Origin of the sequence: Methylobacterium sp. 174MFSha1.1 (assembly GCF_900116815.1) — a bacterium.
Taxonomy (GTDB): domain Bacteria; phylum Pseudomonadota; class Alphaproteobacteria; order Rhizobiales; family Beijerinckiaceae; genus Methylobacterium.
In genome coordinates this window covers 1-24,980 of the sequence record NZ_FPCB01000057.1, presented here as the reverse complement: position 1 = coordinate 24,980, position 24,980 = coordinate 1, and the positions used below count along the sequence as shown (strand labels likewise).

The following is a 24,980-nucleotide window of genomic DNA, read 5'->3' as shown; positions in this document are numbered from 1 at the left end:
CAGCGACTGGCTCGCATTTTAACACCACTCGCCGTGCTAACCCTCATCGTCCTGTCCTGTCTTCCCGGTACTGAGAGACCGCACACCGGGCTTGGTGGTCAAGTTGAGCACTTCATTGCTTATGTCTTGACCGCGGCTGGTATTGTTGTAGGCTTCCCACAGCGCATTCAGATCATAGCGCTGATGTTGATCGGATTGAGCGCAGCGCTTGAGGTCGGACAGATTTGGATCCCTGGTCGCACATCGCAGCTCATCGATTTCGCAGCCAGTGCCGGCGGCACGGTGCTCGGCTTACTCTTTGGACTTGTCATCGTTCAGCAGATATTTGCTATTGCCAGCCGGCGGCAGCCCGCGCATGACGCACGAGCTGCGCGAGCAGGGTCTGGTGCCAGGCCGGCGGCCCGTGGCCCGGTTGATGCGGGAGAACGGGCTCAGCGCCCATCAGCCCCGACGCTACCGGCGCACGACGGACAGCGCCCACACGTTCCCGGTCGCACCCAATCGGCTCGACCAGGACTTCACCGCCGCGGGTCCTGACCGAAAGTGGGGTGCGGATCTCTCCTCTATTTGGACGCGGGAGGGCTGGCTGTACCTGGCGGTGATCCTCGACCTGTATTCCCGACGGGTCGTCGGCTGGGCGGTGGGCGACCGGCTTCACAAAGAACTCGCCCTCCTCGCACTGCGACGAGTTCTTGTCGTCCGGCAGCCACCTGCAGGCCTGCTGCATCATTCGGATCGCGGCAGTCAGCACTGTTCGAACGACTATCAAGCAGAACTGCGACGAAACGGTATCGTGATCTCAATGTCTGGCAAAGGGAACTGCTACGATAACGCTATGGTCGAGGCGTTCTTCAAGACGCTGAAGAGCGAGCTGATTTGGCGCCACGACGCCCGAACGCGGGCCGAGGCCGTCGACGCTCTAGCCCACGACATCGAGGGCTTCTACAATTCCCGCCGGCGGCATTCAGCCCTCGGCTTCATCAGCCCCACTCGGTTTGAGAAGGGCAACACACACCAAACCGCTCTCCACTAAACCGGGGCAAGTCCAATCCTGACTGATCGCGTGCAGCTGCGCCTTCTCGTCCTCGGTGAGGATCACGCAGACAATCTGAGCCATCCCTCAGACTCGCACGGCTCACTCCATATGTGAACCTTCCGAATGAGTCAGTGCACTAGGTCCTCACGATGAAAGCTGCTCCATTATGAACACCGCTTCTCATCATCATCGTCTCCATATTTGACGCGGAGTGAGCAAGGTATTAATAACTCTTATCTGCGGCGCGACAGGCAGCTCAGAAGTTGCAGTTGATGGTATCACACTCCGTTCCTGCTCCCGATTTGGCTTCCGGCGAGTTTCAGACAATTCGTGATGATTAGTACTCAGCGGACAAGTAAAATCATGAAATCGATGTATTATAATAGTATTATATTTAGATCTTAAATAAATAAGCGGGATAATCAGATGAACACTCTCCTCTCTATATCGCTTTTTTTTCCATCCGCAATGAAACTGATAGACTCACCACTGATCAATGTAAATAGACTAGTAATAATTATTTTGTCTGTAATTAGTGTTACATATTTTTTCCAAACTCCCGACAGGACGGCTAGAAAAATAGTTATAACGGACATTTTTGTTACGTTGTTTGCCATTATTTTGTTTTATTCAACAATATTAAATGATGGAATAGGCAAGCCACTTGCTAGTACTGCTATACCAGTACTTGAGTTTTGCGGTGCCTACATTGCTGCTCGCGCCTTAGTTGTAGATCAGGCTGGTTTCGATCGGGTGGCAAGAGCTTACGTGGCTGGCTGTTTAGCAGCAATTGCCTGCGCTCTTATCGATTTAGCTATTGGATCAGTAGTGGTAAATAATATATTTGCATCAGCTACTGGAAACATTCCGATTCCTTCTACATATCGTCTTGGACTATTAAGAGCATCATCAACTCAAGAACACGCAATCTTATTTGGATGCATGTGTTCATTAGGAATATGTTTTGTACAGCCTGCCACATTTTCTTGGCAAGACAAATTGTTACTTTCTCTTTTAATGATTTTTGGTGCAATATTATCTCTTTCTGCGGCACCAATAATTGCTTCTACTCTTATTTTTTCTTGGTTTTGTCTGAGAATTATAGTAAAAAAAGCCGCGTATCGAGTTTTTGCGTTAATATTTATAGGACTAACATCAACTACATTTTTAATAATACTAGATTTAGATCTTAGTCAATTTCTGTCAATGGTAACGTTTGAGAATTCTAGCGGAACTTTTAGGTTTTTGATTTGGCGCTATGTGATTGCAGAGATTGAGTTTTCTCCTTGGACTGGAATTGGATATCGCGATTGGAGTCGACCTAATGATATGCCAGACAGTGTCGACTCCTTATGGTTATTCCTGACTATGCGGTACGGCCTAATTGCCATATTAATCCTTGTATTGGCGATGGTATCCGCATTTTTCCACAGGAGATTTATAAATATACTTGCCGCAAACTCAGCAGAGTGGATGACAGTTGGATTGTGGACACTTGCTTTTTGCGGTTTGACTGTGCATCTCTGGGGTAGTGCCTGGATGATGTTTGGCGTGTTGATGGGATGCCGCGTCGGTTTAGGTACGTATGAACATGATAAATGATTAAATCATAAAAATTTTTGCAGATTTACAGTGAATGCGGGCCATGAAGTTATGAATTGTAGCTCAGAATATCTGCGCGATCTTCGCCGTCGCGAAGAACACCAACCAGAGCCAGCGCCTGCTCGTGTTGGCTGCCGTGCTGGATCGGATGAACTGGGCTCAGGCGGCCCGGATCGGTGACATGGATCGTCAAACCCTTCAGGATTGGGGGTCCATCGCTTCAACGCGCGCGGCCCTGACGGGCTCACCGACCGCTAGGCCAAAGGCCGTCTGCCCCGCCTCTCGCCTGAGCAGCAGGCCGACTTGGCTCATCTCGTTGAGGCAGGATCCGATCCGGCCGTGCACGGCGTCGTGAACCGCTCTGGGTTTGTCGGAGGCTGTTTGTCTTGGGTCAGGCGGCCAGGATCTGGTCGCCGACGTGGGCATGATAGCGTGCTTCGGCCTCGGCGGGAGGGACGTTGCCGATTGGCGAGCAGGCGGCGGTGGTTGTACCAGTCGACCCACTCCAGGGTGGCGTACTCGACCGCCTCGAAGGAGCGCCACGGCCCGCGCCGATGGATCACCTCCGCCTTGAACAGGCCGTTGATCGTCTCCGCCAGAGCGTTGTCGTACGAGTCGCCGACGCTGCCGACCGACGGCTCGATGCCCGCTCCGGCCAGGCGCCCGGTGTACCGGAGAGCCAAGTATTGCGAGCCGCGGTCCGCGTGGTGCACCAGTCCGCTGCCCTGACCAGGACGACGCTCGTGCAACGCCTGTTCCAGAGCATCCAGCACGAAGCTCGCGCGAGCGCTGCGTGGGGCCCGCCAACCGACAATGCGCCGGGCGAACGCATCGATGACGAACGCCACGTACACGAAGCCCGACCACGTCGCCACGTAGGTGAGATACTGTCGGCGAATTGGTCGCCAGCGGGGGGCTTGGAGATGCGCGATGAGCCTGCGTCCGGAGCCAATAGGTCCGATCCCCACCGAGACCGCTCGGGTGGCCCATGCGGCGTTTCCAAAAGGGACGATGGTCACGCGGCTGCGTGACGAGTTCACTGTCCTCTACCAGGATGAGGATTTCCGCGCTCTTTATCCCGCCCGCGGTCAACCTGGGCTGCCACCGTGGCGACTGGCTTTGGTCACGATCCTGCAGTTCTCCGAGCATCTGAGCGACCGTCAGGCCGCCGATGCGGTGCGCGCCAGGATCGACTGGAAGTACGCACTCGGGCTCGAACTCACTGATCCGGGCTTCCACTTCAGCGTCCTTGCCGAGTTTCGGGCCCGTCTGGTTGCTGGCGGTGCCGGGGACTTGCTGCTCGACCGGATGCTGGAGCGCTTCAAGGCTCGTGGTCTGGTCAAGGCGCGGGGCAAGCAACGCACCGACAGCACGCACGTGCTGGCTGCCGTCCACGACCTTCATCTGCTCGAACTCGTCGCCGAGACGCTGCGTGCCACCCTTGACGACTTGGCCACCGTCGCCCCGGACTGGCTGCGCGGGATCGCTGAGCCGGTGTGGTTCGAGCGCTATGGACGGCGGATCGAGGACTACCGCCTGCCCAAGGTGCAGGCGGAGCGTGCCGCGTTGGCCCTGGCCATTGGAGCTGACGGGTTTGCCTTGCTTGCAGCACTGGACGCGCCGGAGGCTCCTTCCGAGGCCCGCGACGTCCCGATGGTGAAGATCCTGCGGGACGTGTGGCGGGTGCACTATGCGCGCGAGGGCGATGGATCACCGCGCTGGCGCAGCGGGACGGAGTTGCCGCCGGTCGGCGAGCGCCTGCAATCTCCCTACGATCCAGAAGTCCATTACAGCACGAAGCGGCAATTGGAGTGGTCGGGCTACAAGGTGCACGTCACGGAAGTCTGCGATGCTGACGCGGCTCATCTGATCACGCATATATTGACCTGCCCGGCGATGCAGCCTGACATGGCCAGCACCGCAGCAATCCATCGCCATCTGGCCGACAAGGGATTGCTGCCGGCCGAGCACTTCGTCGATGCCGGCTACGTCGACGCGGATCTGCTGGTCGCCAGCCAGCGCGATCATGCCGTCTCGCTGGAGGGACCGGTCCGCGCCATGCCGACGCGGTCCACGGAGGCCGAGCAAGCCTACGAGCAGCGTCACGTCGCGATCGACTGGGAGAACGAGAAAGTGACCTGCCCGCAAGGCAAGACATCGGTGACGTGGCGCGCCGGCCGTGACGACACAGGCGCTGCACGCTTCAGGGCCGTGTTCAGCCGAACGGAGTGCGGTCCCTGCCAGGCACGCAGCCTGTGCACTTCATCCAAGGAGGGACGTCGCGCAGTCTACTTCCTGCCCCGCCCGGAGTACGAGGCCCTGAACGCCGCGCGAGACCGGATGCAGGATCCGGCCTGGAAGGAGCGCTATCGCATCCGTGCCGGGATCGAGGGCACGCTCTCGCAGGGCGTACGCGCCTTCGGGCTGCGCAGGAGCCGCTACATCGGCCAAGCCAGAACCAGTTTGCAGCAGGTGTGTGTGGCCGCAGCGATGAACGCCACGCGCGTCGTGCGCTGGCTCAGCGGAACACCCCGCGCCCGAACCCGCGTGCCACGCTTCGCGGCACTGGCTCAGGCCGCCTGACTTCGCCGACAGTATCTAGGTGAAGTCGCTCACCCACAAGGCGTTCGGCCGCGGAGCCTTGAACTGGCGATTAACGCGGTCGAGGGGGCAGGCAGCGGCCGGATCGGGGATCGTGGTGCGCACGGTCCTGCCACGCACCACCCCCGCCAAGCCCATCTTGCGCATCAGCCGCGCCACCGTGCATCGAGCGGTCACGATCCCCTCCCGGGCCAGTTGCCGCCAGACCCCGGATCAAGTCCGGGGCAAGCTCTTCCGCATACCGTAGACGTGGAAGTTGGCCTCGAACACGCGTTGGATCTCGATCATCAACGCGGCGTCGCTGCGAGCACGAACCGGCTGCTTCTCGGGATCGGCACGCCGAGCGGCATGCAGGTCGTCGGTCGACGGGGCGATCGGCAGCACCCTGCAGATCGGCTCGACCCCGTAGACTGTCCGATGATCGTCGATGAAGCTGATCATGGCCTAGACCGGCGGTCGAGCTCCGCCATGGCAAAATACGCGCTCGCCTTGCGCAGGATCTCGTTGGCCTGGCGCAGCTCACGGTTCTCCCGTTCGAGCGCCTTGATCCGCTCGCGCTCGTCCGTCGTCTGGCCAGGACGTCCGCCCTGGTCACGCTCGGACTGGCGCACCCAGTTCCTCAGCGTCTCGCCAGAGCAGCCGATCTTGGCCGCGATCGACTGGATCGCCGACCATTGCGAGCCGTGCTCGCCCTCGTGATCGTGCACCATCCGCACGGCGCGCTCGCGCACCTCGGCTCGGCTTCGATGATGATTACGCAGACGGTATGGACCATGCCGCAGCCTAGCACGGCTCACATCCATTGTGAGCCGTCCGAGCCCGTCAGATCAGTGCCCAGGACACAGACCAAATGATTAATCTGAGTTTCGGCAAGAATTACAACACAATTTAAATTTCATAAAGGCAGCATCAATTAGGTTATGGAAAAGTTAATATTATAGTAGCGATGTTATTTACAAAATATTATACATAAGAAAGTTTGCAATATTCTATTATTCGTAACAATAAAGCCATGTTCATATTACATTACCCTACTGTAATCAGGATATTATATTTTGTACTAACGCCATAATGCCGAGCTTAATATGTTTGTTGCACTGCATTGGAGATTAGGTTAATGAAACATTAAAACCGCTTGAGGGAACCAAAATGGAAGCTATAAGTAAGGATTTCAACCAGAACTTGTGCGAAGTGCAACTCTTCGATTTGGATTACGAACTCGCACGTCGTGTCCCATTGCCTAGGTTAGTGCCCTCTCTCGATCCAGTTTTGGCGTTTTTTGCCTTATTAATGCTCTCTCCCTTTCTTATTCTGATTGCAGTTGCAATCTACATGGACAGCGAAGGTCCTGTGCTATTTCGTCAAACTCGTACAGGGATGAACGGCCAAAAGTTTAGTATTTATAAGTTCCGTTCCATGCATGTGCAGGAGAACGGCGCTATCGTAAGACAAGTCACAAAGGTTGATCCTCGTGTGACGCGGGTCGGAAACTTCCTTCGAAGGACCAGCTTGGACGAATTACCACAGTTGTTGAACGTACTGCGCGGCGAAATGGCGCTGGTTGGTCCGCGGCCACATGCTGTCGCACATGATGTATACTATAGTCGACACATATCAAACTATGCGCAACGATTCGCGGTTAAGCCAGGTCTGACTGGATGGGCGCAGATCAACGGTTCACGAGGTGAGACACCAACATTAGGGCATATGGAGCGCCGTATTGAGTTAGATTTGTGGTACGTGAAGCGCCGTAGTCTCGCTCTGGACTTGTCAATCATGGCTCGCACGGTGCTTGCTGAAGTCACGCGTCAGACAAATGCATACTGAACTTGCTATTCCTCGAAAAATAATCATAGATTGCCCTGGTAGATCCTCAACTAATTCAATCTAAGGAACTTCTATTATCGAGCAGCCATTTCATACCTTTTATGTGGCGGTCACTTCTAGGATAGTCATAGGTGCGCCGTTCAGCCCACTAGGCTACAGCAGCAAGAGCGGCTGCTTGTGGGGAGGCGCCTGAACCTGAAAATTTTCATTTATGCCCGGCACCACGTCGCGACATACTCAGCACGGTAGGGAGTAATATGATCAGATCCGACGTCTTTCTAGCAAAAATATGGCGACACAAACTGCTTGCAGCACTGCTATTTACTTTTGGTAGTGTTGGAGGTTATATGATAAGTTCAAAGATTACCCCGCAGTACGAAGCCGAAGCTTTGCTTCTTGTGGGACAAGGACCTACCGACAAGGACTCGGGTGTGTCACCTCTTAGGCAGGCTGAGATAGTCAACTCAAAAGTACGTATTGGGTCAAGTCTCGATGTTCTAGAAGGTGCAATCCAACGCTTCGGAGTCGATCACTTCAAACTCAACACAACCGTAGAGAACAAGGAGTTCTCTACGGCTTTTTTTTGGGATTTTTTAAAAAATGTTCTCCAACGTTTCGGGGTACATCGTATCGTATTTGATACGGCAGTTACAAACGATAAAGTTCATGCCGAAGGTCCAGATAATCAGGCGAAGAAGTCGCCTTACGTCCAAAATTTAGAAATGAGAAAGCTCGTTAATTTACTGCGCACAGCGTATAATGTTCGATCAGAGCCGAATACAGATATTATTAGACTTACGTTTCGCCATCCGGATCCTATCGTAGCTCAGGAATTTGCATCAGATTTACTAAAAAGCTTCCTAGATCGACATGGAGAAGTTTACGCAAAACCAGGAGAAGCGGACTTTATTGCAAAACAAACTCAATCATTCGAGCGAGAATTCGGACGTGCATCTGCCGCTCTAGCTGCATTTGAGCAACGCAACCGCATTTATTCTGACGATGAGCAGAGAAATCTCATACAAAAAAGACTGAGCGATACTGCTGTATCATTAGCCACAACACGCGGAAATATAGCTGAAAAGCAGGCACAAATTCAATCTTCAGGCAACCAGCTCTTACGACTTAGGCCAATTATTGGCTCACCTGCTGTTGCCTCCCTCATCGGTGACACACTGATAGATCAACAAGCAGAAGTTCGGCGCGAGCAGCGGGACACGCACTTACCCTCCATTGGAAGCGATCCACCGCTCTTGATAGTCAAGATCTATCAAAATTCAGTCGAGGGGCTTCTAAAGAGTAAGAATGAATTGTCAGGATTACAAGCGCTGATGCGAGAACAAGAAGTTGAAATTAAAACTTTAAATAATTTACTTTCTGAAAACAGTAAATTAAGCCCTGAATATTCGAGATTAAAGCGAGATGTTGTTATAGCTGGTTTAAATGTTGAAACTTATGCTCGCAAAGGAGCCGAAGCTCAGGTAAATGCTGCTTTCGATGCGGCCAAATTTTCAAGTCTAAAAGTTGTGCAAGCGGTAAGGAGTTCTATCGATCCAGTATACCCAAATAAAAAGGTTTTTATAGCCTCGGGAGCATTGTGTGGATTGCTGCTAGCCGGTATAATTGCTATTGCACGGCGCTCTGATGGCGCGATTTAGTTCTTGCGGATTTGCAATGCAAAAGGAGGATCATCAAATATGAAACTGGCCACACCAAAAAAAAATGTGACGTTCTTAGGCGTGCCTTTCACTAATATAGATCGCGCAACGGCGCTCGCTGAAATTCTCGAAGGAACTCCATCATCGCCTTTAATGGTTGTTACCCCGAACGCGCAGCATGTCGGTGTCCTTCACAAGGACCATATCTTAAGAGAACATTATTTATCTGCCGATTTGATCCTCAACGACAGCAAAGTTCTTGCATTGCTAGCTCGTTTTGTAGGCATAAATCTTACGGTTGTTACAGGTAGTGATTTGACTGCAGCGCTCTTGCCAGAGCTTGAACGCCGTGGCGGGAAGGTACTAATTATCGGACCTCGGCAATCTGATGGCATGCGTTTAAATCAACTCTATCCGAAACTTAAATTCGATCTGCTATCTCCTAGTTTTCAGCTACGCGACGACGTGGAGGAGCAAAATAGACTTGTAGAGTCTGCTTCTCACGGTGATGCTGGAATTCTGCTTGTTGCACTCGGTTTTCCGATGCAGGAAAAAATAGCTTGGCGTATTTCCAAAACTAGAAATAAACCTTGTTATATACTTTGTATTGGTGGTTCCGTTGATTTTCTTACCGGTCAACAACGGAGAGCGCCAGCGGCTATGCAGAGATTACATCTTGAGTGGCTGTTTCGTCTTTTGTCATCACCTCGTCGCATGTGGCGACGTTATTTTGTGGAAAGCGCGCCAGTGCTCTGGCTATTCTTAATTCAGTTGATCAAATGGCAAAATCGACGGTAATATAACAAATCTAATTTTAAATCGATCAAATGACGATCCATTAAATTTTGGAAAGCGTTTTTCTATGATTTTGCCTGATCAAAATGAAATAAGGATGTCATCTTGATACCCCGCTGCGTTGAGATGATTGTGGCATTCCTTTGGGCTAAGGCGGCGAAGGCCTTCCTGATCGGGTTGAACTCCGGGCTATAGGTGGCAGGTACACCACCCGCGCGCCGGTTGCCGCGATGGCCTCGCGCACGCCTGCCACCTTGTGGGCCTGGAGGTTCTCGAGGATCACCGTGTCGCCCGGCTGGAGCGCGATGATCGGGGTGTCGGTCCTGTACATTGCGCTCGGCAATGTAGCGTTTGATCGCAGCCTAAAAGTCAACGCTTCTGCTGAAGCTGCCACGCTTCGGCCTGCGCCGGGTCAGGCCGAGAAGAAGCCTTCGACTACGTTGAACCAGGAGGCCGAAGTTGGGGTGGAGTGGAACACCCAGCGCGGATGGCGCGATAGCCAAGTCCAAACCTTCGCATGAGTGTGCGTGCGGTAGTTGTCGAGCACCACGTGGGTGACCTTGCCAGCTGGCACCGCCGCCTCGACGGCGCTGAGGAAGCGCAGGAACTCCTCGTGACGGTGACGCTGCAAACGGCGTCATGGTGCCGTGACAAACATCGTCGTGGGTGCAGGTAGATCGCGAAATCCTCCATGGTTGTAAGCTGGTGGCCAACGAGTATGTCGCTCGTTTGTTGGTGCCGATGTACTAATGGAGACAGCATCAATGAAGCTATCTTTAGCTTGACATCGCAAGATATGTCGGCAATGAAATTTGCGGCGAGCTAGATCGCTGCCTAACGCCGCTCGGTCGTCGGGCTTTCAGTAGTGACGGACGATTGCATGCCAAAATCACAACCCCGCTATGCGCTCGTCACAGCAGCTCGTAATGAGGCTTATTACATACATCGTACTCTCGAGTCTGTAGTTAAACAAAGTCTGCCTCCGAAAAGATGGGTGATTGTTAGTGATAATTCGACTGACGACACTGATGCAATCATAGAGAATTTTCGTTTTGAGCATGATTTCATCGTCCTTGTTCGCAATAATACTACTTCAGCAAGAAATACAGCAGCAAAAGTTGAAGCGCTTAAGCTTGCATTATCAACCCTCTCTGAATTTGATTACGAATATGTAGGAGTAATTGATGCTGATGTATCATTTGGACCCACTTACTTCGAAGAATTATTGAGTTTTTTTGACACAAATCCTGAATATGGTATCATAGGGGGTAAGATTCTCGACGTTTTTCCCGGTCAGAAACCTGTAAATGTAAAATCGGATGACGAAAGTGTCCCTGGGGCAATTCAATTTTTTCGTCGAGAATGTTTTGAACGTATTGGGGGATATTTGCCAATCGCTGGAGGTATGGAAGACGGGGTTGCAGAAATATCCGCCCGTTATCACGGTTGGAAAACAGCTTCATTACAGCATTTGCCTGTATATCATCATAAACCTGAGGGTCTGACCGGACGACCCGTGCTTAGAACGAGATTCAACAGCGGCACGACAGAGTACATTGTCGGATTTTCTCCAATCTACAATGTTGCCCGTGCGCTATCACGACTACTCGAACGACCGGTATTCCTTGGCTCTGTGATGATTCTTATTGGCTATGCCTGGGGCGCGGTTTCACGCAAGCCGCGCGCCATCTCACCAGAGTTGATACGATTTATGCGGCGCGAACAATATAAACGCCTTCTAAGGCGATTAGTTAAAACCCCATAAGCGTAAACACTTTCACCGCAATTGCGATCTCATGGAGTTTGACGTGAAAATAGCTCAAGTTGTTCCTTATTATAGTCCTGTGATCGGCGGAGTTGAAGCAATCTGTCAGTCGATCTCTGAGGAACTGGTTCGTCGCGGTCATGAGGTCCACGTGTTAACTGCAAATCGTGATCATAAAGGTGCGACACGGCGCCATATGGAATGTCAAGAAATAATTAATGGTGTGCATGTGTTTCGATTTCGCAGCTATGCAAGCATCGGTCATCATGCTTTGTTTCCAGGAATCCTATCAGTTCTTCGGGCTGGAAATTATGACATCATTCACTGTCATGGCTACAGACAACCACAAAGCGAGATTTCAGCGCTTGTCGGGCAATGGTTGTCAACCCCTACTATTCTCCACATTCACGGCGGTTTTTACGCCAACACGATCGGAAAAAAGATTTACTACGGTCTGTTTGATCAATTGGCCAGGATAAAAATTCTTAGTCGTTTTAATCATTACATAACATTAAGTAAAGTCGATAAACAACGTTTATTAGAACTCAATATTAAACCTCGCGCTATAAGTATTATTGGTAATGCGGCAGATCCTTCCGCATTTATAAAAGTAGATACATCAGATTTTATCAAAAAATATGGTCTCGAGGGAAAAAGTGTTATTCTCTATCTTGGCATTATGCGAAAGCATAAGCGGCCAGATTTGCTCGTTGAAGCTTTGTCGAAAATTGTGAAAAGTGTCCCGGAAGCTTTTCTTCTGTTAGTCGGTCCGGATGAAGGTGAGTGGGCTATGATGGAGCGCCTCGGGCACGAGTTGGGCGTTTCCAGCCATTTTCGATGGATAGGACCTTTACAAGGCCCCGAAAAACATGCGGCAATCGAGTGTGCTGCATTTCTTGCGCTCGCCTCAGACGAAGACCCGTATCCAATTGCAGTTTTGGAGGCTTTGGCACATGGCAAGCCGATCCTCACAACCCATGTGATTGGTCAAGCTGAAATTATTACTCAATCTCGGGCTGGTTTGGTGGTGGCGCCTGGCGACGTTGAGGCTCTGGCAGACGCAGCTCTAAAGCTTCTGAGGGATGACAAATTGAGGGCGGAAATTTCTGAAAACGCGAGGCATCTAGCATTGAAGTCATTCAGTATCGATAGTATGATAAATGAAATGGAAGATTTATATATGCAATTGGAAAAATTTGGTTTTCGTTCCTCGATGGGTGCGGGTTGAGGGACGGGTGTCGCCCTCTGCAGCAGACCGCTGCGCCGCTTCTCGCGCAGCCTGTAGCTGTCGTCCCGGATGGTGACGACGTGCCTGTGGTGCAGTAGGCGGTCGAGGATTGCGGTTGCCACCACGGCGTCGCCGAACACCGTGCCAACGGGAAGCGTGCCAGCACGAAGGCCATCTCGATCCGCCACTGGTCGCGCCGCGCCACCTCCCGCTCGCAGTACAGCGTCAGCGCCTTGCGGATCGTCAACTCGCGCCAGCCGGCCTTGTCAATCAGCGTGTCGAGCTGGTCGGGGCTCGCCGTCAGCTTGAGCCCGCCCAGTAGCGTCGTGAGGTGATCGTGCCCCTAGCTCATCAGAAGCCTCCCCCGGCCACGGCTTCGTACTCCGAGAGCGGGCGCAGCAGCGTCGGCGGGGGCGCCTCGTCGAGTGGGAGGGGTCGCGCCCCGGAACGCGGGCCGGTTCCGACTGCCGTCCAGCTCGGCCAAGTGGACGTTGTTGACCGCTCGTCACCCGTCGCTCGCCGAAGTCGATCTGCATCTGCGCGCGCGGGCCGCGGCGACTAGTTCTGGCCCAGGGGGGCCACCGCGCGCTCGACCGTGCGCAGGCTGACGTGGATGCCCTTCTCAGCCGCCAGGTCCTGGCGCACGACGTCGGCATTGCCCGCATGCTGCCGGAAGCGGGCGGCCAGCCATTTCGTGAGGCCGTCGAGCTTCTTCGAACGCGAGGGCTTGGCGCAGGACCACCACTCGCCTCGCCGCAGCCAGTCCCTCACGGTAGTTTTCGAGCTGTGATTGATCATTCTTAATAAATGTCGTATCGTCGTCGTATGATTGCCGGTGAATGATCAGACGTCTCAATCTCTTGTTTGCGGCGCTTCTCGATCGATGTGTATCAGTAGGAGGAATAGTTCTGAACCGTCTTAATAATAGCATTCTATCGTCGCATCACATACTATGTGGAACGACAAGGCGAATGTTTATAGCCGGAGCTGCAGCAGCTGGTTCATTGACGGAACGGGTACGCGGATCCAATCTCGCACGATTACCCCGTTTTTATTTGATAGGAGTATATCAACAACCAGTGTCGCTTCATCAACAATGGAAAGATCTAGGTATCAATGCCTTATTTATGGTTCCACAAGGCACTGCGTCTCAAGAGTGGCGTGCAAGCGCGCGACGCCTAGGGCTTGCGCAAATTCGCTACCCTGAAGGTGTTGTGTTTAATGAGAAGCCAACTTTTTCCACGCGCGACAACTACATACTCAAAGATCCACTTACCTTCGAGGCCGACATGACGTCTGGAGAGATGCTCGCGGCAGCCTTCTTCGATGAGCCATCCAATGTTGTGGACGGCTCCGGTTTAGTAGGACGAGGTCATGGCGCCTTCGACCCTGAAATGATGAGCGATATACTGTCAAAATGGCATGGTCGCGGAGTGCCAATTTGGCTAAATCAAGTCGGAAATCATATTCGGAATCCTTATCTATCTGAATATATGTCTAAATATGCACACAGCAAATATGTTGATTGGTTTTCATCTGATAGCTATCCAGTTTCAGAACATCGTAATTGGCCAATCGTCCATAATGGAACGCTTTCGACAGAGCAAGGCCACGATATTGATCAGGTTAGACATTGGTCGGATGGCCGTCAACAAATGGTTTTTATTGAAACTGGACCCATACATTCCCATGGAAATCAAATAGATGCTGATCAATTTTTAGCTCAAGCATTGTCTGCCATAATCCACGGAAGCGTCGGCCATATTTATTTTACAATCAAACTGAGTCCTGATTTCAGTTTTGATTCTTCACCGCCTTTTATTAAAGATGCAATGTTTAGATTGCATAGATACATTAAAAACATTCACGATAATTTGCTCTTTGACCGTAACATAGGCGGTCGTCGACCGTACCGGCTGCGACCGAGCGCTCCCAACGCAAATGGCTATGAGGGTGAGCAACTACCTTTTCCTTTTGAAGGAGCCGAAATCCGTGCTAACGACGGACGCATTTTTCGCATGATTCTCAATCTTCAGAGTTCTCCACAGGTGTTACGTGATCCTGAGTGGGCAATTGCAGATCTTATTCTTCCGCGCTACGGCTTTGCCCATGGTTATAAAGGAGATCCTCTTAGTATTGGCATATAAATAATCACAATTGAACTTTAAAAACGCTTAAATATCAGTTAAAAGGAGCTGCATAATGACAGTGCATATTGTGATCGTTGCATACAATTGCACAGATCTTGTCAGTAAGTGTGTTGAATCATTGAGCAATTTGATATACAAAGATTTTGTTGTTCATGTTGTAGAAAACGGCATAAAATCTTCGTTCGAAAAACTTTCCACTTGCGCTGCTTTTGCTAATGTTCGCGATGTAGAAGCATCGATAAATATCGATAGAACTTCTGCGGTAAAGCAAGGTATATTAGCAAAAGGTGGAAACACTGTAACACTATATCATGCGACAAGCAATCTTGGTTATTCAGGCGCAATTAACTGTGTTTTACGCGTACTCAACCCGACTATAATCACCGGTGTCTGGATATTAAATCCTGATTTAGAAGTCGAACCTTTATCGCTTAGCGCTGTAGTATTAACTTCAAAGGAACCTGAAACAGGTTTGGTTGCCTGCGTAATCGCTGATACGCGCAGTGGCCGTGTACAGATGTACGGTGGTGCGTGGCGACCGTGGTTTGGTCGCTCCCGATTGGTCGGCCTTGGCGATGAAGTAGGCACTCGCGTCGAAGTTGAACAGGTACAATGTGAGCTTGATTTCGTATCAGGTGCTGCGCTCTTCGCTTGTCCAGGTTTCCTTAGGACAGCTGGATTAATGGATGAGCGTTATTTCCTCTATTGCGAAGAGGTAGATTGGTGCTTGAGGCGTGGATTTTGGAAGATCCGTTTTACTGCTGATGCTATTGTCTACCATGACCATGGCGCGGTAATTGGTTCATCCACAAACCGTGCGCATCAATCTTCTCTGGCTGTGTATCTAGGTGAACGAAATAATATATTATTGCTAAAAAAATTCAAACCGAATTCTTGGCCGATAGGCGCCGTTGGATCGCTCCTGTTTATGGCAAAATACGCAACTTCTGGCTCAACAGCGAACCTAGCGACAGCGCTACGCGGATGGTACGCCGGCTTGCGCGGCGAGATTGGACCACCGCATCGATTATAATAAAAATGCAACAGTTATAAGTAGAACGTTTTCGGTACCTGAGTTTGTTTGCGTAGAAATTCTATTTCTACTATTCTATAATTAAGGCGTTTGGTGTTCGCCAAGATGGCGTTGTGCTTTTTAGCACCGCTATGGCGCGGATAGCATGGACTGATTACCGTTTCTACCTTCACAACGAGCGCAACAAACGGATTAATGTCCTGCGCATGAAGTTTACAACAAAGTTTTTTCGAAGGCTCCGGCGTCAAGCATTCGCAGGCAGAAGCCTTGATATGTCCGGCGCACCGCCCGTCTCGAGAGCATCGTGCATCACCTCGGCCTCGCGCTCGGCGGCAGGCCCGCGGATCGTCTCAGCCGCCGGCTCGCCGTCCCCGCCGGTCGCGATACGATGCTGCGCAGCATGCGCCGGCATGCCGCGCGACCGGTGGAGGTGCCGCGCGTGATCGGCATCGACGACTGGGCGTTCCGCCGTGGACGGCGCTACGGCACCATCATCGTCGATCTGGAGCGACGGCGCCCCCCCGCCCTGCTACCGGATCGCGAGAGTGGCACGGTGGAGGCTTGGCTGTCGGCTCATCCCGAGATCACGGTCGTCGCGCGCGATCGTGGTGGTGGCTTTGGAGAAGCCACAACACGGGCGCTGCCAGATGCCGTCCAGACCGCCGATCGCTGGCACCTGATGGAGAACGCCAGCGCCGCCTTCCTCGACGCCGTGCGCCGGTCGATGCCGGCGATCCGCCATGCGGTGGGCGCCGCGACGGTCGACCCCGAGCGGCTGACCAGTGCCGAGCGCCTGCGGTACGAAGGTTACCTGCGTCGGGAGGCGACCAGCGAGGCGATCCTGGCCCTATTGCGGCAGGGCGTGCCGATCAAGGTGATTGCTCGCAAGACCGGCCACAGCCGCAAGCTCGTTCGCAACGTGGTGCGCGGCCTGACGGGCGAGAGCAGAACGATGCGGGCGCGCTGGATGTGCTTGGAGGGGGGGCCTACACCGCGGTGAAGCGGTTCGTGGCCGCGATCCGGCCGGCCGAGGCCAAGCCCTACGAGGTCCGCTTCGAGACGCCGGCTGGCCAGCAGGCCCAAGTCGACTTCGCCCGCTTCGTCGTCACCTTCACGGACGCACCGGACACGACCTGCATCGTCTGGCTGTTCTCGCTGGTGCTCGGCCATTCCCGTCACATCGAAGCGCGCTTCGTCCTGCATCAGGACCTGCAGACGCTGCTGCGCTGTCACATGCAGGCCTTCGCCGCGATCGGCGGCGTGCCGATCGAGATCCTCTACGACCGCATGAAGACGGCGGTCACCGGCGAGGATGCCGGCGGCCACATCGTCTACAACCGATCCTTGCTAGTGCATTGACGCATTCAGATGATTCACAGGAGGCCTGAGCCATGCGAGTCTGAGGCATGGCTCAGACTGTCTGTGTGATCCCCAGCGCCGCCGACCTGACGCGCCTGTCCGCTATCGTCGCCGATCGGGGGCCCCCGTGTAGCCGCGCTCACGCAACTCGCGAGTCAGGCGCACGGCGCTCAGATCCGGGAAGGCCGCGACGCGCTCGCGCAGATAGTCGAGATAGGGCGCGAGCTTGCTCGGGCGTCCGGCTTGGCGGGAGCCCGGTCCAGGAGCGGCCCTCGAAGTGGTCGAGGCCGAGTTCCTCTTTCATCTGCTGGTGCGCCTGCTCGCAGATCCAGCGCGCCTTGATCGTTGCGGCCAGCTGCTTGAGGGTCGCGTCGGCGGGGAGGTTCGTGAGGTAGTATTTGCGCTCGCCCGAGCCGCGCTCCTCGCGCACCAGCCAGACCTCGTCTCCCGGCAGGTGCTGGTTGCCTTTCGTGCCGATCCGCTCGGTGGGACCATCGGCCATCCGGACGCGCAGCGCGCAGAAGCGGCCCCGCAGCCGACCCTTGGTGCCGTGCCGCCAGCTCACCACCCGGCCGGTCATGTCTGCCAGGATCGTTTCGGCTGCGACCGAGACCTGATCCGGCACGTGACGCTTGCGCGGTCGTCCGCGCCCCGCGACGGGGAAGATCATCGTCACGTCGGCCGGATAGACCTTGCTGCGCCCCAAGATCCCGACGGCCCAGGTCAGGTGTCTGGTTGTGAGACCTCCTTGGCGTTTGCGACAACCTTGAGCGCTCGGCCCAGAGCGGCAGGATCGGGCGTCCTGGCTGCATCGCGAGCCAGGGCAGGCTTGTCCTTCAGACGTGGGTGCAGGACCATCTCGGGCGAGAGACCTTTCAGGGCACGCTGTCGACGACCATTGTAGGCCAAGTTGAAGCCCGCCAGCAAGATTTTCAGATCCTGATGGCTGTAGATCGTAATGCCGAGCACCTCACGTTGCACCCGACCGTTGAAGCGCTCGACCATGCCATTGGTTTTCGGGGTGTAGGGTCTCGTCTTGCGGTGCTCGATCGCGTGGCGCCGGCAAGCCGCTTCGAAGCTGTCAGCCGTGAAGCAGGATCCGCGATCAGTCAGCAGGTGCGTCACCCGGAAGGGAAGAGACGCCACGGCCTCATCCAGAAAGGCGACGGCTGACGCCGTCGTCTCGTCGTCCTTGACCGCGAGATGCACGAAGCGCGACGCGCGATCGATGGCGACGTACAAGTAACGTTTCCGCGTTGATCCATCTTTGTCGCGCACCTTGGGCAAGTGCTTCACGTCCATGTGCAGGAAGCCGACCTCGTACTCCTTGAACTCGCCGTGTGGTTTGCGGGACGGGGTTGCGGGTGGGAGACGATTGAGACCCTCGGCCTTGAGGATGCGGTAGACGGCGTCGCGGTTGAGGTGGGGCAGGGAGTGGGTGACCACGAAGGTGAGGTCATCGAGGGGAAAGCCGGTGGAACGACGCAGGGCGCAAACGATGGCGCGCTCCTCCTCGCTGGCCTTCCAGGGCAGGGTATGAGGCCGGGCCGAGCGGTCCTGGCAGTCCTCGGGCCCGCGCTTGCGCCACTTGCGGATGGTCTCGGTGGAGACGCCGTAGCGGCGAGCGAGGACGCCGGAGGGCTCGTGCGAGCGGGCGATGTCGGCGCGCACGGCGGGAGTGGTGCGGGCGTTGGGGTGGATCGCGTGCATCAGCGCGCCCTCCGGGAGGAGGAGCGGTGTGCTCGCTCGAAGCGCCAGGCATGCTCCTCAATCGCCCAACGCGCCGCGTCCCCCCAACGTTTCGCCACTAAACAGCTAGGTTGGGCTTCATCAGATCAAGCGGTTCTATTGGGAGCCCTCATTCTTTATGCGAGACCTGAGTCAAATAACTCAGGCGAATTGGTCCAGCCAGTACAATCCATCCGATTATGATTATTACTGTGATTACAACAAATCCAACAGCTATTCGCCCCGGAAAAAGCCCAAATGGTTCAATCAAATTGAATAGAACCCCAACACCAAGAGGAAACACGGAAAATAACAAAATTCCCTTAATTGAATTTATCCATACCCTGCCTAATTTTTCTTTAGTAATTATTATAGAAAACACCATTGTAAAAAACTCTCCTATTGTAATTCCAAGCAATGCCGACTCAAAAACTGGATTGACCCACATCAATAATGCACCCAGTGCTAGCCCGGTGATAGGAATTTGGTTTGTCGCAGCAAGTATTTTAGTTGATCCATTCTGCAATAGTAGCGAAGTTACTGGCTCTGTGCGACAAATTCTCAAAAAAATCATAATTCCTACAAGCATGACAGCCTGCTCTGAAATCATAAATCTACTGCCAAAAATTTCAGGTACTATTTCTTTAGATAACACCAACCATCCAAGTGCCCATATCGAAGCAATGATTGGTATTATCCTTGTATATAAAATCAATCTTGCTTCATATAATGTTGATTTATCACATGAATTAATAAGACCAGCGAGTTGCAGGGGTCCTATAAATCGCAATAGTCCCACAGTTGGTACATAGGAAGCTAGAATAACTACCGCATAGACTCCAAGCATCTGGACGCCCAGCATCGCCCCCACGAGCAGTCGGTCACCTTGCGTTAATATCGCAAGCCCAAAGCCATTTGCCGCCAGGGGTAAAGAGTACCGCAGTGCCTGTTCTATCATCGGCCCACGCAATGTGGCATCGTAAATCGATGTTGAAAGTAGATGCGTTAATCCAACGTTCGAAATTGCTTGTAAGAAGAGATATGCAAGCAACGCGTAGTGTGTGTTAGTAATAATTCCCACACATATAAGTGCAGCAAGACCAAAAATGTGAGACACAATGGTAGAAATTAGTTGGGGTTTATAACGATAATCACGTTCATACACTCGTATTTCTAGGTGTTCGAAGCTTTTTATTATTGGCAGTCCCGCAAGAAAACCGAAATCATACCAATCACTGCAATTTACGAGCGTACAACTAATTGGATAACTAAGAACAACAAAAAGAGTTGCAGCTACCGCTCCACGCACAATTGCAATTCCATGAGCGGTTGCTAGCGCTTCCTGGTATCGATCGCGCGGCGTTGATAGCACGAATCGGTATAGACTTGTATCGGTAATTTGCTCAATTGCACCATAAGTTGCTGTGAGTGCTGCAGCATAACCAAACTCATATGGACCTAATAGCCGAGTCAGAATAATCATACGCATAAACGGTACAATAATTTCGATTAAACCTAGAAAAGCTAGGGATCCTACTTTTGAAAGTGCGAACATTTTCATCATGAAACTTTCTTATCAACTGGAGTGTGGCGTTTTTAATCGTCGACCTCCTAAGAAATTGAATGAGTTTATATTGAGCGCAGATTTCTTTTACATTCAAGTTTAAATACTTGCAACACATAAATTATTTCACGCAAATCATATTTTTAATTATCTATATTGATTGGATCAATCAAAAAAATCCGTCGGGTAATGCGATCAAAATAGAATATTATAATTTATATTTCCGTAGTTAGTCATTTTATTATATTGCAATACTAACTGTAGCAAGCTTTAATATCTGAGCATAACAAATGATTATTCATTAATCTCGTTTATAATGCTTGCTTTTCCGCCCTATTTGGATGGAAGGAGATTTTTGCTCAAGCTGTGATGCTATAAAACAAGGTGACGAAGGTCGTCTTCTTAGTCCTGAGTTTGGGAGTGACCACGGCGGTGCGCACGGCCGCCTGTCCCTTTGTCGCCTACATCGCTCAGTAGACATTCGTCACTTTGCATTGGGCCACGACGGGACGCAGGTCGTGCTCGCAGACGTTGTTGGTCGCCGCAACTTGTCCGGGGAAAGCCGTGGAGGTCAGAAGCTGCGCAGCTTCAAACGCTCGAACGATCCTGCCTTCACCGAGAAAGTGGAGGACATCGTGAGCCTCTCCATGAATCCGCCGCGCCACGCCGTCGTGCTCTCGCTCGACGAGAAGAGCCAGATCCAGGCCCTGGAGCGCACCCGCCCGAGCCGACCCGTCACGCCAGGTCGCCCCGAGACCCAGACCCACGACTACATCCGTCACGGCACCACGACGCTGTTTGCCGCGCTCAACGTGCTGGAGGGCACCGTGATCGGGCGCTGCATGCAGCGTCACCGCCACGAGGAGTTGTCTGGTTATGAGACCTCCTTGGCGCGGGCAGCAACCTTGAGCGCCTGGTCCAGAGCGGTGGGATCGGCCTTCTTGGTTGTTGCGCGAGCCAGAGCAGGCTTGTACTTCAGACGTTGGCGCAGAACCATCTCGGGCGAGAGACCTTTCAGGGCACGCTGTCGACGACCATTGTAGGCCAAGTTGAAGCCTGCTAGCAGGATTTTCAGATCCTGATGGCTGTAGATCGTAATGCCGAGCACCTCGCGTTGTACCCGACCGTTGAAGCGCTCGACCACTGGGGGTCCTCGGCTGGACGACCGCGCCGCTTTGACCGGCATCCTGTTCGTGCTGCGCTCGGGCATCCCCTGGGAGCTCCAAGCCAGCATCATCACCCTCAATCAGATCAACCGGTTCTGTTAGGCGCTCTTAGCACTACTCTGCCATGTTCATAGCAGCATGTGGATGAGGGTTGGCCGGCGGCAGTGCGGGCAGCGCGTGAGCTGCACGAGGAGCGCGGCGGCCACACGGCGTCGGACCTCGGGCAGCGTCGGCCGAGGCGGCGGGCCGGGCGCCTGTGACGCGCACCTTTTCCCCCCGACCCGCTGGCTCTGCAGGAAGGCGAACGCGATCTGGCAGAGGAGGGCATGATGGTGCAGCCCGATCCAGGAGCGACCCTCGAAGTGGTCGAGGTCCAGTTCCTCCTTGAGCTGCTGGTGGGCCTGCTCGCAACTCCAGCGCGCCTTGATGGCGGCTGCCAGCTGCTCCAGCGTCGTGTCGGCCGGATGGTTGGTCAGGTGCAGCTTGCGCTCGCCCGTGAGACGGTGCTCACACACCAGCCAGCGCTCGGCCCCTGGCAGGTGCTGGGCCCCTGAGGCGAGCGGGCCGTCGGCCACGCGCACGCGTCGGGCGCTGAAGGCGGCCTGGAGCTCGGGTCGTTGCCCCGGTGCCGAAGGAAGCGGGCGGCACACCGTTCGGCCCGCGCCTGCACGCAGTGGCGACCTACCTGAAGATCTTCCAGGCTCTGTCTTACGAGCGGCTGCAGGCGGTGATGGCCGACCTGTTCGGGCTCACCTTGAGCCAGGGCGGGCTGATGAACCTGCTTCGTCGGGCGCAGGGGCAGTTCCGTGCCGGTCGCGAAGCGGCAGTCTCGGCGCTGCGTCGGGCCGAGGTGGTGGCCTCGGATGAGACGGGCGTGCGCATTGAGGGCAGCAACTCGTACCACTGGGTGTTCCGCTCGGACGAAGCGGTGGTGCATCACGCCGCCCCGACGCGGGCCGCTGCGGTGGTGCACGCGATGATGGACGGGCACCGGCCTGCCGTGTGGATCTCGGACCGCTACACGGCCCAACAGGGACACGGCGTTCGTCACCAGACCTGCCTGGCGCATTTGGCCCGTGACATCGCCTACGCGGTGGAGGTCAGCGAGGATCCCGTGCCGCTGCGCCTGCAGCTGTGGCTCGGGTCGGTGTTCAGCCTGGCCGAGCGCGTCACCAACTTGGCCGCCTCGACCCTCTCGGCCAAGCGCCGGGCGCTGGAGCGGCAGCTGTCCGCCATCCTGTCCGCCCCGAGCCGGTGCGACCTGACCCGCGCGCTGCAAGCCAAGATCGGGCGAGCCCGCGATCAGCTCCTGGTCTTCCTCGACCATCCTGGCCGCGTGCCGGTCACCAACAACGGGTGCGAGCGGGCACTACGCCCGGCGATGGTGCAGCGGAAAGTGACGAACGGCTACCGGGCGATGTGGGCGGCCACAGGCGAGGCGGATGTGCGCACGGTCGTCGACACCGCTCGCCTCGCGGGCACCGACACCTTCGTCACCCTCCTCAAGACCATCCGCGCCTGATCGCTTCCCGCGTTCACCTCGTCGACAAGCTAAGGCGGCTCGTGCACCGCGCCAAACCCCGTGGGTAATTACCCACTACCTGCAACCGAGGTCAGCGTCCGCTTATGGCCCTCATGTCCGAGCTTGGCAGTAACGCGACTGAACATCTTGCTCCGCTCCTTGTGCTCACTCTCGCGCGACTTGGAGGAGGTCCGTTAAATATTTTTGGGCCAACGCAACTTCAATACCTACTCGATCAACTATTACTTACTTAGGCGATCTATATCCTTACGGCTTATCTTAAGAAGAAACCTGAGAAGGTCAGTCGCCGCAAAGGTTTGTCCACTGCAACCCACATTTCTGCCAAGCATGTCCTGCGCCGGACGCTGCAGTTACAATCAAATTTGTAGTAATTTTATTCAAGTATATATAGATATACCATAATTAATTGAACTTAACGTGTTGAATATTTATTTTATATTTTAGTAATTATTTAAATTATATTTTCATAGTACGATAAAAATACCTCATATTTTCATTAAATTTTACAATAATTAAATAAACTATCGATTATATTTTCATTGCACGTTAGTTATAAAGTTATTTTAAATCGTTTTTGCGAAAATTGTACCGTGTCATAATTATAACTTATTAAATCTTGCGTGCAAAAATATATAAATACATAGTTTAGCTACGGCATCTATAGCGTTATAAGAGGTCAACAAGTTATGTATCCTTCTAAATTCCTTATTGGAGTATATGCGCAGCCCGAATATCTCATGAACACGTGGAAATCACGAGGCGTAACTACTTTGGTTGTTGCTCCAGATGGATCAGATATAATTCAGTGGTCAGAGGCAGCATCTGCCTACGGATTCGACATGATCCGTCAGCCGTCAAATAATATAAAATTTGATTTATCGCTAGATCGCCTACTTGCCTGGGCTCAGCCAGATGAACCTTCAAATACAACAACGACAGTTGATTATGGTCATGTAAATTTAGATCCCAAAGAACTTTTACAATATGCAGAACCTCTTCGTGAAGCAGCGGCTGCTGCTGGGCGTGACATGCCTATATGGGCCAATCACGTTGGTAACCACATCACAGATTCATGGGCTTCTGAATCAGCTTTAATGTTTGATTATATGGAAGGAAGTGAATCTGACTGGTTAGCAAGTGATAGTTATCAAATACAATTTACAGGAAGTCTGACAATTGAGCGTGATGGATACATGTCTACGAACCAAGGCATAGCCCTTGATCGAGTAAGGAGTTGGTCCGACGATAAACCAAGTTTTTCATTTATTGGCACTTCTGCAATAAATTCAAATGGATTTCAACCTACTGCAGGACAAATTGAGGCGCAAATTTGGAGCTCAATTATTCATGGAAGTTCAGGAATTATTTATTTTAGCATCGATTTTAGCAAAGGATTTGAGTGGGACAGTACATCACCAGATGTAGTTGACGCAATAACGCATGCAAATCAGGTGATTGAAGAAAATTCTGACTTATTAATGCAATCTGTACAGCAAAATAATAAACGAGTTATTTATCGTTCAGCTGCTAAGGGCGCTAACCCAGATCTAAATGAACTACCGTATCCATTCGAAGCCGTTGAGATAACTTCGGACAATAAAAAATACTACATTGTAGTCAATTTATCTGATACTACTCAAGTGTTTACAGCTGACTTATTTGGTCTTAGGAACCAAATATTTGATCCATATCAGACTATAAATAATCTTCCGATTAAAAATATCATTGATAATGATCATGGAGCAATTATAACTCCCACGTCACCTGAAGATGATGGCACAATTTTAACTCCCTATCCGCTTGATAACAAAGAGAATTTCGACGGTGGTATCCATACTGTTACGACTTACACTGATGGAAATGTGAATACCATCAAAAAATACAACGCAGATTGGTCATTAATGACTGGACAGACATTCGATCTG

Annotated in this window: 13 protein-coding genes, 13 pseudogenes and 1 other annotated feature; of the genes and pseudogenes, 15 read left to right on the top strand and 11 right to left on the bottom strand. The window is 52.9% G+C overall.

The features are described 5' to 3' along the window. Positions 1-343 precede the first annotated feature (343 nt). A pseudogene (locus BM430_RS31380) lies at positions 344-1,033 on the top strand (IS3 family transposase); the annotation flags it as partial. Between the two features lie 429 nt (positions 1,034-1,462). Continuing rightward, positions 1,463-2,638: an O-antigen ligase family protein gene (locus BM430_RS31375; protein ID WP_093571131.1), complete on the top strand. Its 1,176-nt coding sequence runs from the start codon at positions 1,463-1,465 to the stop codon at positions 2,636-2,638. Positions 2,639-3,029: 391 nt separating this feature from the next. On the opposite strand, the pseudogene BM430_RS31370 reads toward BM430_RS31375, so the two are convergent. Continuing rightward, positions 3,030-3,519: pseudogene (locus tag BM430_RS31370) on the bottom strand (IS3 family transposase); the annotation flags it as partial. Between the two features lie 49 nt (positions 3,520-3,568). On the opposite strand from BM430_RS31370, the gene BM430_RS31365 reads away from it, so the two are divergent. Then, the gene (locus tag BM430_RS31365; RefSeq protein ID WP_093571118.1) at positions 3,569-5,221 is read left to right on the top strand and encodes an IS1182 family transposase; all 1,653 of its coding nucleotides are present in this window, start codon (positions 3,569-3,571) and stop codon (positions 5,219-5,221) included. An 18-nt stretch (positions 5,222-5,239) separates the two neighbouring features. Here the strand turns inward: BM430_RS31365 and BM430_RS31360 are convergent. Further along, a pseudogene (locus BM430_RS31360) lies at positions 5,240-5,949 on the bottom strand (IS3 family transposase); the annotation flags it as partial. After that, positions 5,606-5,722: a sequence feature (AL1L pseudoknot), on the bottom strand. (Overlaps the previous pseudogene by 117 nt.) A 481-nt stretch (positions 5,950-6,430) precedes the next feature. Here BM430_RS31360 and BM430_RS31355 point away from each other — a divergent pair. The 3 genes from BM430_RS31355 to BM430_RS31345 all read left to right on the top strand — a co-directional run bounded on the left by BM430_RS31355 (position 6,431) and on the right by BM430_RS31345 (position 9,522). After that, the gene (locus BM430_RS31355; RefSeq protein WP_244539753.1) at positions 6,431-7,066 is read left to right on the top strand and encodes an exopolysaccharide biosynthesis polyprenyl glycosylphosphotransferase; all 636 of its coding nucleotides are present in this window, start codon (positions 6,431-6,433) and stop codon (positions 7,064-7,066) included. Positions 7,067-7,323: 257 nt separating this feature from the next. Further along, positions 7,324-8,724: a GumC family protein gene (locus BM430_RS31350; protein WP_093571130.1), complete on the top strand. Its 1,401-nt coding sequence runs from the start codon at positions 7,324-7,326 to the stop codon at positions 8,722-8,724. A gap of 39 nt (positions 8,725-8,763) precedes the next feature. Beyond that, entirely contained in the window at positions 8,764-9,522 is a 759-nt protein-coding gene (locus tag BM430_RS31345) for a WecB/TagA/CpsF family glycosyltransferase (RefSeq protein WP_093571116.1), read from the top strand. 78 nt (positions 9,523-9,600) lie between these two features. On the opposite strand, the pseudogene BM430_RS31340 reads toward BM430_RS31345, so the two are convergent. Both BM430_RS31340 and BM430_RS31335 read right to left on the bottom strand, forming a co-directional pair. Next, a pseudogene (locus BM430_RS31340) lies at positions 9,601-9,838 on the bottom strand (transposase); the annotation flags it as partial. 46 nt (positions 9,839-9,884) lie between these two features. Beyond that, a pseudogene (locus tag BM430_RS31335) lies at positions 9,885-10,156 on the bottom strand (transposase); the annotation flags it as partial. Between the two features lie 243 nt (positions 10,157-10,399). Between BM430_RS31335 and BM430_RS31330 the strand changes: the two are divergent. Continuing rightward, on the top strand, positions 10,400-11,284 hold the full coding sequence (locus BM430_RS31330) for a glycosyltransferase family 2 protein (protein ID WP_093571129.1): 885 nt from the start codon (positions 10,400-10,402) through the stop codon (positions 11,282-11,284). 31 nt (positions 11,285-11,315) lie between these two features. Then, complete coding sequence (locus tag BM430_RS34360) at positions 11,316-12,512, top strand: glycosyltransferase family 4 protein (protein WP_143132182.1); 1,197 nt, start codon at positions 11,316-11,318, stop codon at positions 12,510-12,512. A gap of 558 nt (positions 12,513-13,070) precedes the next feature. Here the strand turns inward: BM430_RS34360 and BM430_RS31315 are convergent. Continuing rightward, positions 13,071-13,283 (bottom strand): hypothetical protein, encoded by a 213-nt coding sequence (locus tag BM430_RS31315; protein ID WP_143132181.1) that lies wholly within the window; start codon positions 13,281-13,283, stop codon positions 13,071-13,073. 68 nt (positions 13,284-13,351) lie between these two features. On the opposite strand from BM430_RS31315, the gene BM430_RS34355 reads away from it, so the two are divergent. The 4 genes and pseudogenes from BM430_RS34355 to BM430_RS31300 all read left to right on the top strand — a co-directional run. Beyond that, positions 13,352-14,659 (top strand): hypothetical protein, encoded by a 1,308-nt coding sequence (locus BM430_RS34355; RefSeq protein ID WP_143132180.1) that lies wholly within the window; start codon positions 13,352-13,354, stop codon positions 14,657-14,659. A 55-nt stretch (positions 14,660-14,714) separates the two neighbouring features. Then, complete coding sequence (locus BM430_RS31310) at positions 14,715-15,695, top strand: glycosyltransferase (RefSeq protein WP_093571127.1); 981 nt, start codon at positions 14,715-14,717, stop codon at positions 15,693-15,695. Between the two features lie 271 nt (positions 15,696-15,966). Next, positions 15,967-16,638, top strand: a pseudogene (locus BM430_RS31305) (transposase); the annotation flags it as partial. Positions 16,639-16,676: 38 nt separating this feature from the next. Beyond that, positions 16,677-17,045, top strand: a pseudogene (locus BM430_RS31300) (DDE-type integrase/transposase/recombinase); the annotation flags it as partial. Between the two features lie 132 nt (positions 17,046-17,177). Here the strand turns inward: BM430_RS31300 and BM430_RS34350 are convergent. From BM430_RS34350 to BM430_RS31285, 4 genes and pseudogenes are all read right to left on the bottom strand, one after another. Beyond that, a pseudogene (locus BM430_RS34350) lies at positions 17,178-17,291 on the bottom strand (IS21 family transposase); the annotation flags it as partial. Between the two features lie 13 nt (positions 17,292-17,304). Continuing rightward, positions 17,305-17,799 (bottom strand): annotated as a pseudogene (locus BM430_RS31295) (transposase); the annotation flags it as partial. Continuing rightward, on the bottom strand, positions 17,778-18,764 hold the full coding sequence (locus BM430_RS31290; RefSeq protein ID WP_093571114.1) for an IS481 family transposase: 987 nt from the start codon (positions 18,762-18,764) through the stop codon (positions 17,778-17,780). The gene BM430_RS31290 and the pseudogene BM430_RS31295, both read right to left, overlap by 22 nt. Positions 18,765-18,912: 148 nt before the next feature. Further along, positions 18,913-20,346, bottom strand: a complete 1,434-nt coding sequence (locus BM430_RS31285) for a lipopolysaccharide biosynthesis protein (protein ID WP_093571126.1) — start codon at positions 20,344-20,346, stop codon at positions 18,913-18,915. Positions 20,347-20,921: 575 nt separating this feature from the next. On the opposite strand from BM430_RS31285, the pseudogene BM430_RS31280 reads away from it, so the two are divergent. Further along, positions 20,922-21,212: pseudogene (locus BM430_RS31280) on the top strand (IS630 family transposase); the annotation flags it as partial. Positions 21,213-21,220: 8 nt separating this feature from the next. Here the strand turns inward: BM430_RS31280 and BM430_RS34965 are convergent. Both BM430_RS34965 and BM430_RS34960 read right to left on the bottom strand, forming a co-directional pair. Beyond that, positions 21,221-21,490: pseudogene (locus tag BM430_RS34965) on the bottom strand (IS481 family transposase); the annotation flags it as partial. A gap of 136 nt (positions 21,491-21,626) precedes the next feature. After that, a pseudogene (locus BM430_RS34960) lies at positions 21,627-22,120 on the bottom strand (IS701 family transposase); the annotation flags it as partial. Between the two features lie 2 nt (positions 22,121-22,122). Here BM430_RS34960 and BM430_RS31265 point away from each other — a divergent pair. Both BM430_RS31265 and BM430_RS34340 read left to right on the top strand, forming a co-directional pair. After that, positions 22,123-23,034 (top strand): annotated as a pseudogene (locus BM430_RS31265) (IS66 family transposase); the annotation flags it as partial. An 860-nt stretch (positions 23,035-23,894) separates the two neighbouring features. Beyond that, a partial coding sequence (locus BM430_RS34340) for a hypothetical protein (protein ID WP_143132179.1) occupies positions 23,895-24,980 on the top strand: 1,086 nt, incomplete at its 3' end.

Bases quoted from the DNA above. Each gene is read 5' to 3' on its own strand.
- BM430_RS31375 (WP_093571131.1), top strand. From the start codon at position 1,463: ATGAACACTCTCCTCTCTATATCGCTTTTTTTTCCATCCGCAATGAAA.
- BM430_RS31365 (WP_093571118.1), top strand. From the start codon at position 3,569: ATGAGCCTGCGTCCGGAGCCAATAGGTCCGATCCCCACCGAGACCGCT.
- BM430_RS31350 (WP_093571130.1), top strand. From the start codon at position 7,324: ATGATCAGATCCGACGTCTTTCTAGCAAAAATATGGCGACACAAACTG.
- BM430_RS31345 (WP_093571116.1), top strand. From the start codon at position 8,764: ATGAAACTGGCCACACCAAAAAAAAATGTGACGTTCTTAGGCGTGCCT.
- BM430_RS31330 (WP_093571129.1), top strand. From the start codon at position 10,400: ATGCCAAAATCACAACCCCGCTATGCGCTCGTCACAGCAGCTCGTAAT.
- BM430_RS34360 (WP_143132182.1), top strand. From the start codon at position 11,316: ATGGAGTTTGACGTGAAAATAGCTCAAGTTGTTCCTTATTATAGTCCT.
- BM430_RS34355 (WP_143132180.1), top strand. From the start codon at position 13,352: ATGATCAGACGTCTCAATCTCTTGTTTGCGGCGCTTCTCGATCGATGT.
- BM430_RS31310 (WP_093571127.1), top strand. From the start codon at position 14,715: ATGACAGTGCATATTGTGATCGTTGCATACAATTGCACAGATCTTGTC.
- BM430_RS31290 (WP_093571114.1), bottom strand. From the start codon at position 18,764: ATGCACGCGATCCACCCCAACGCCCGCACCACTCCCGCCGTGCGCGCC.
- BM430_RS31285 (WP_093571126.1), bottom strand. From the start codon at position 20,346: ATGATGAAAATGTTCGCACTTTCAAAAGTAGGATCCCTAGCTTTTCTA.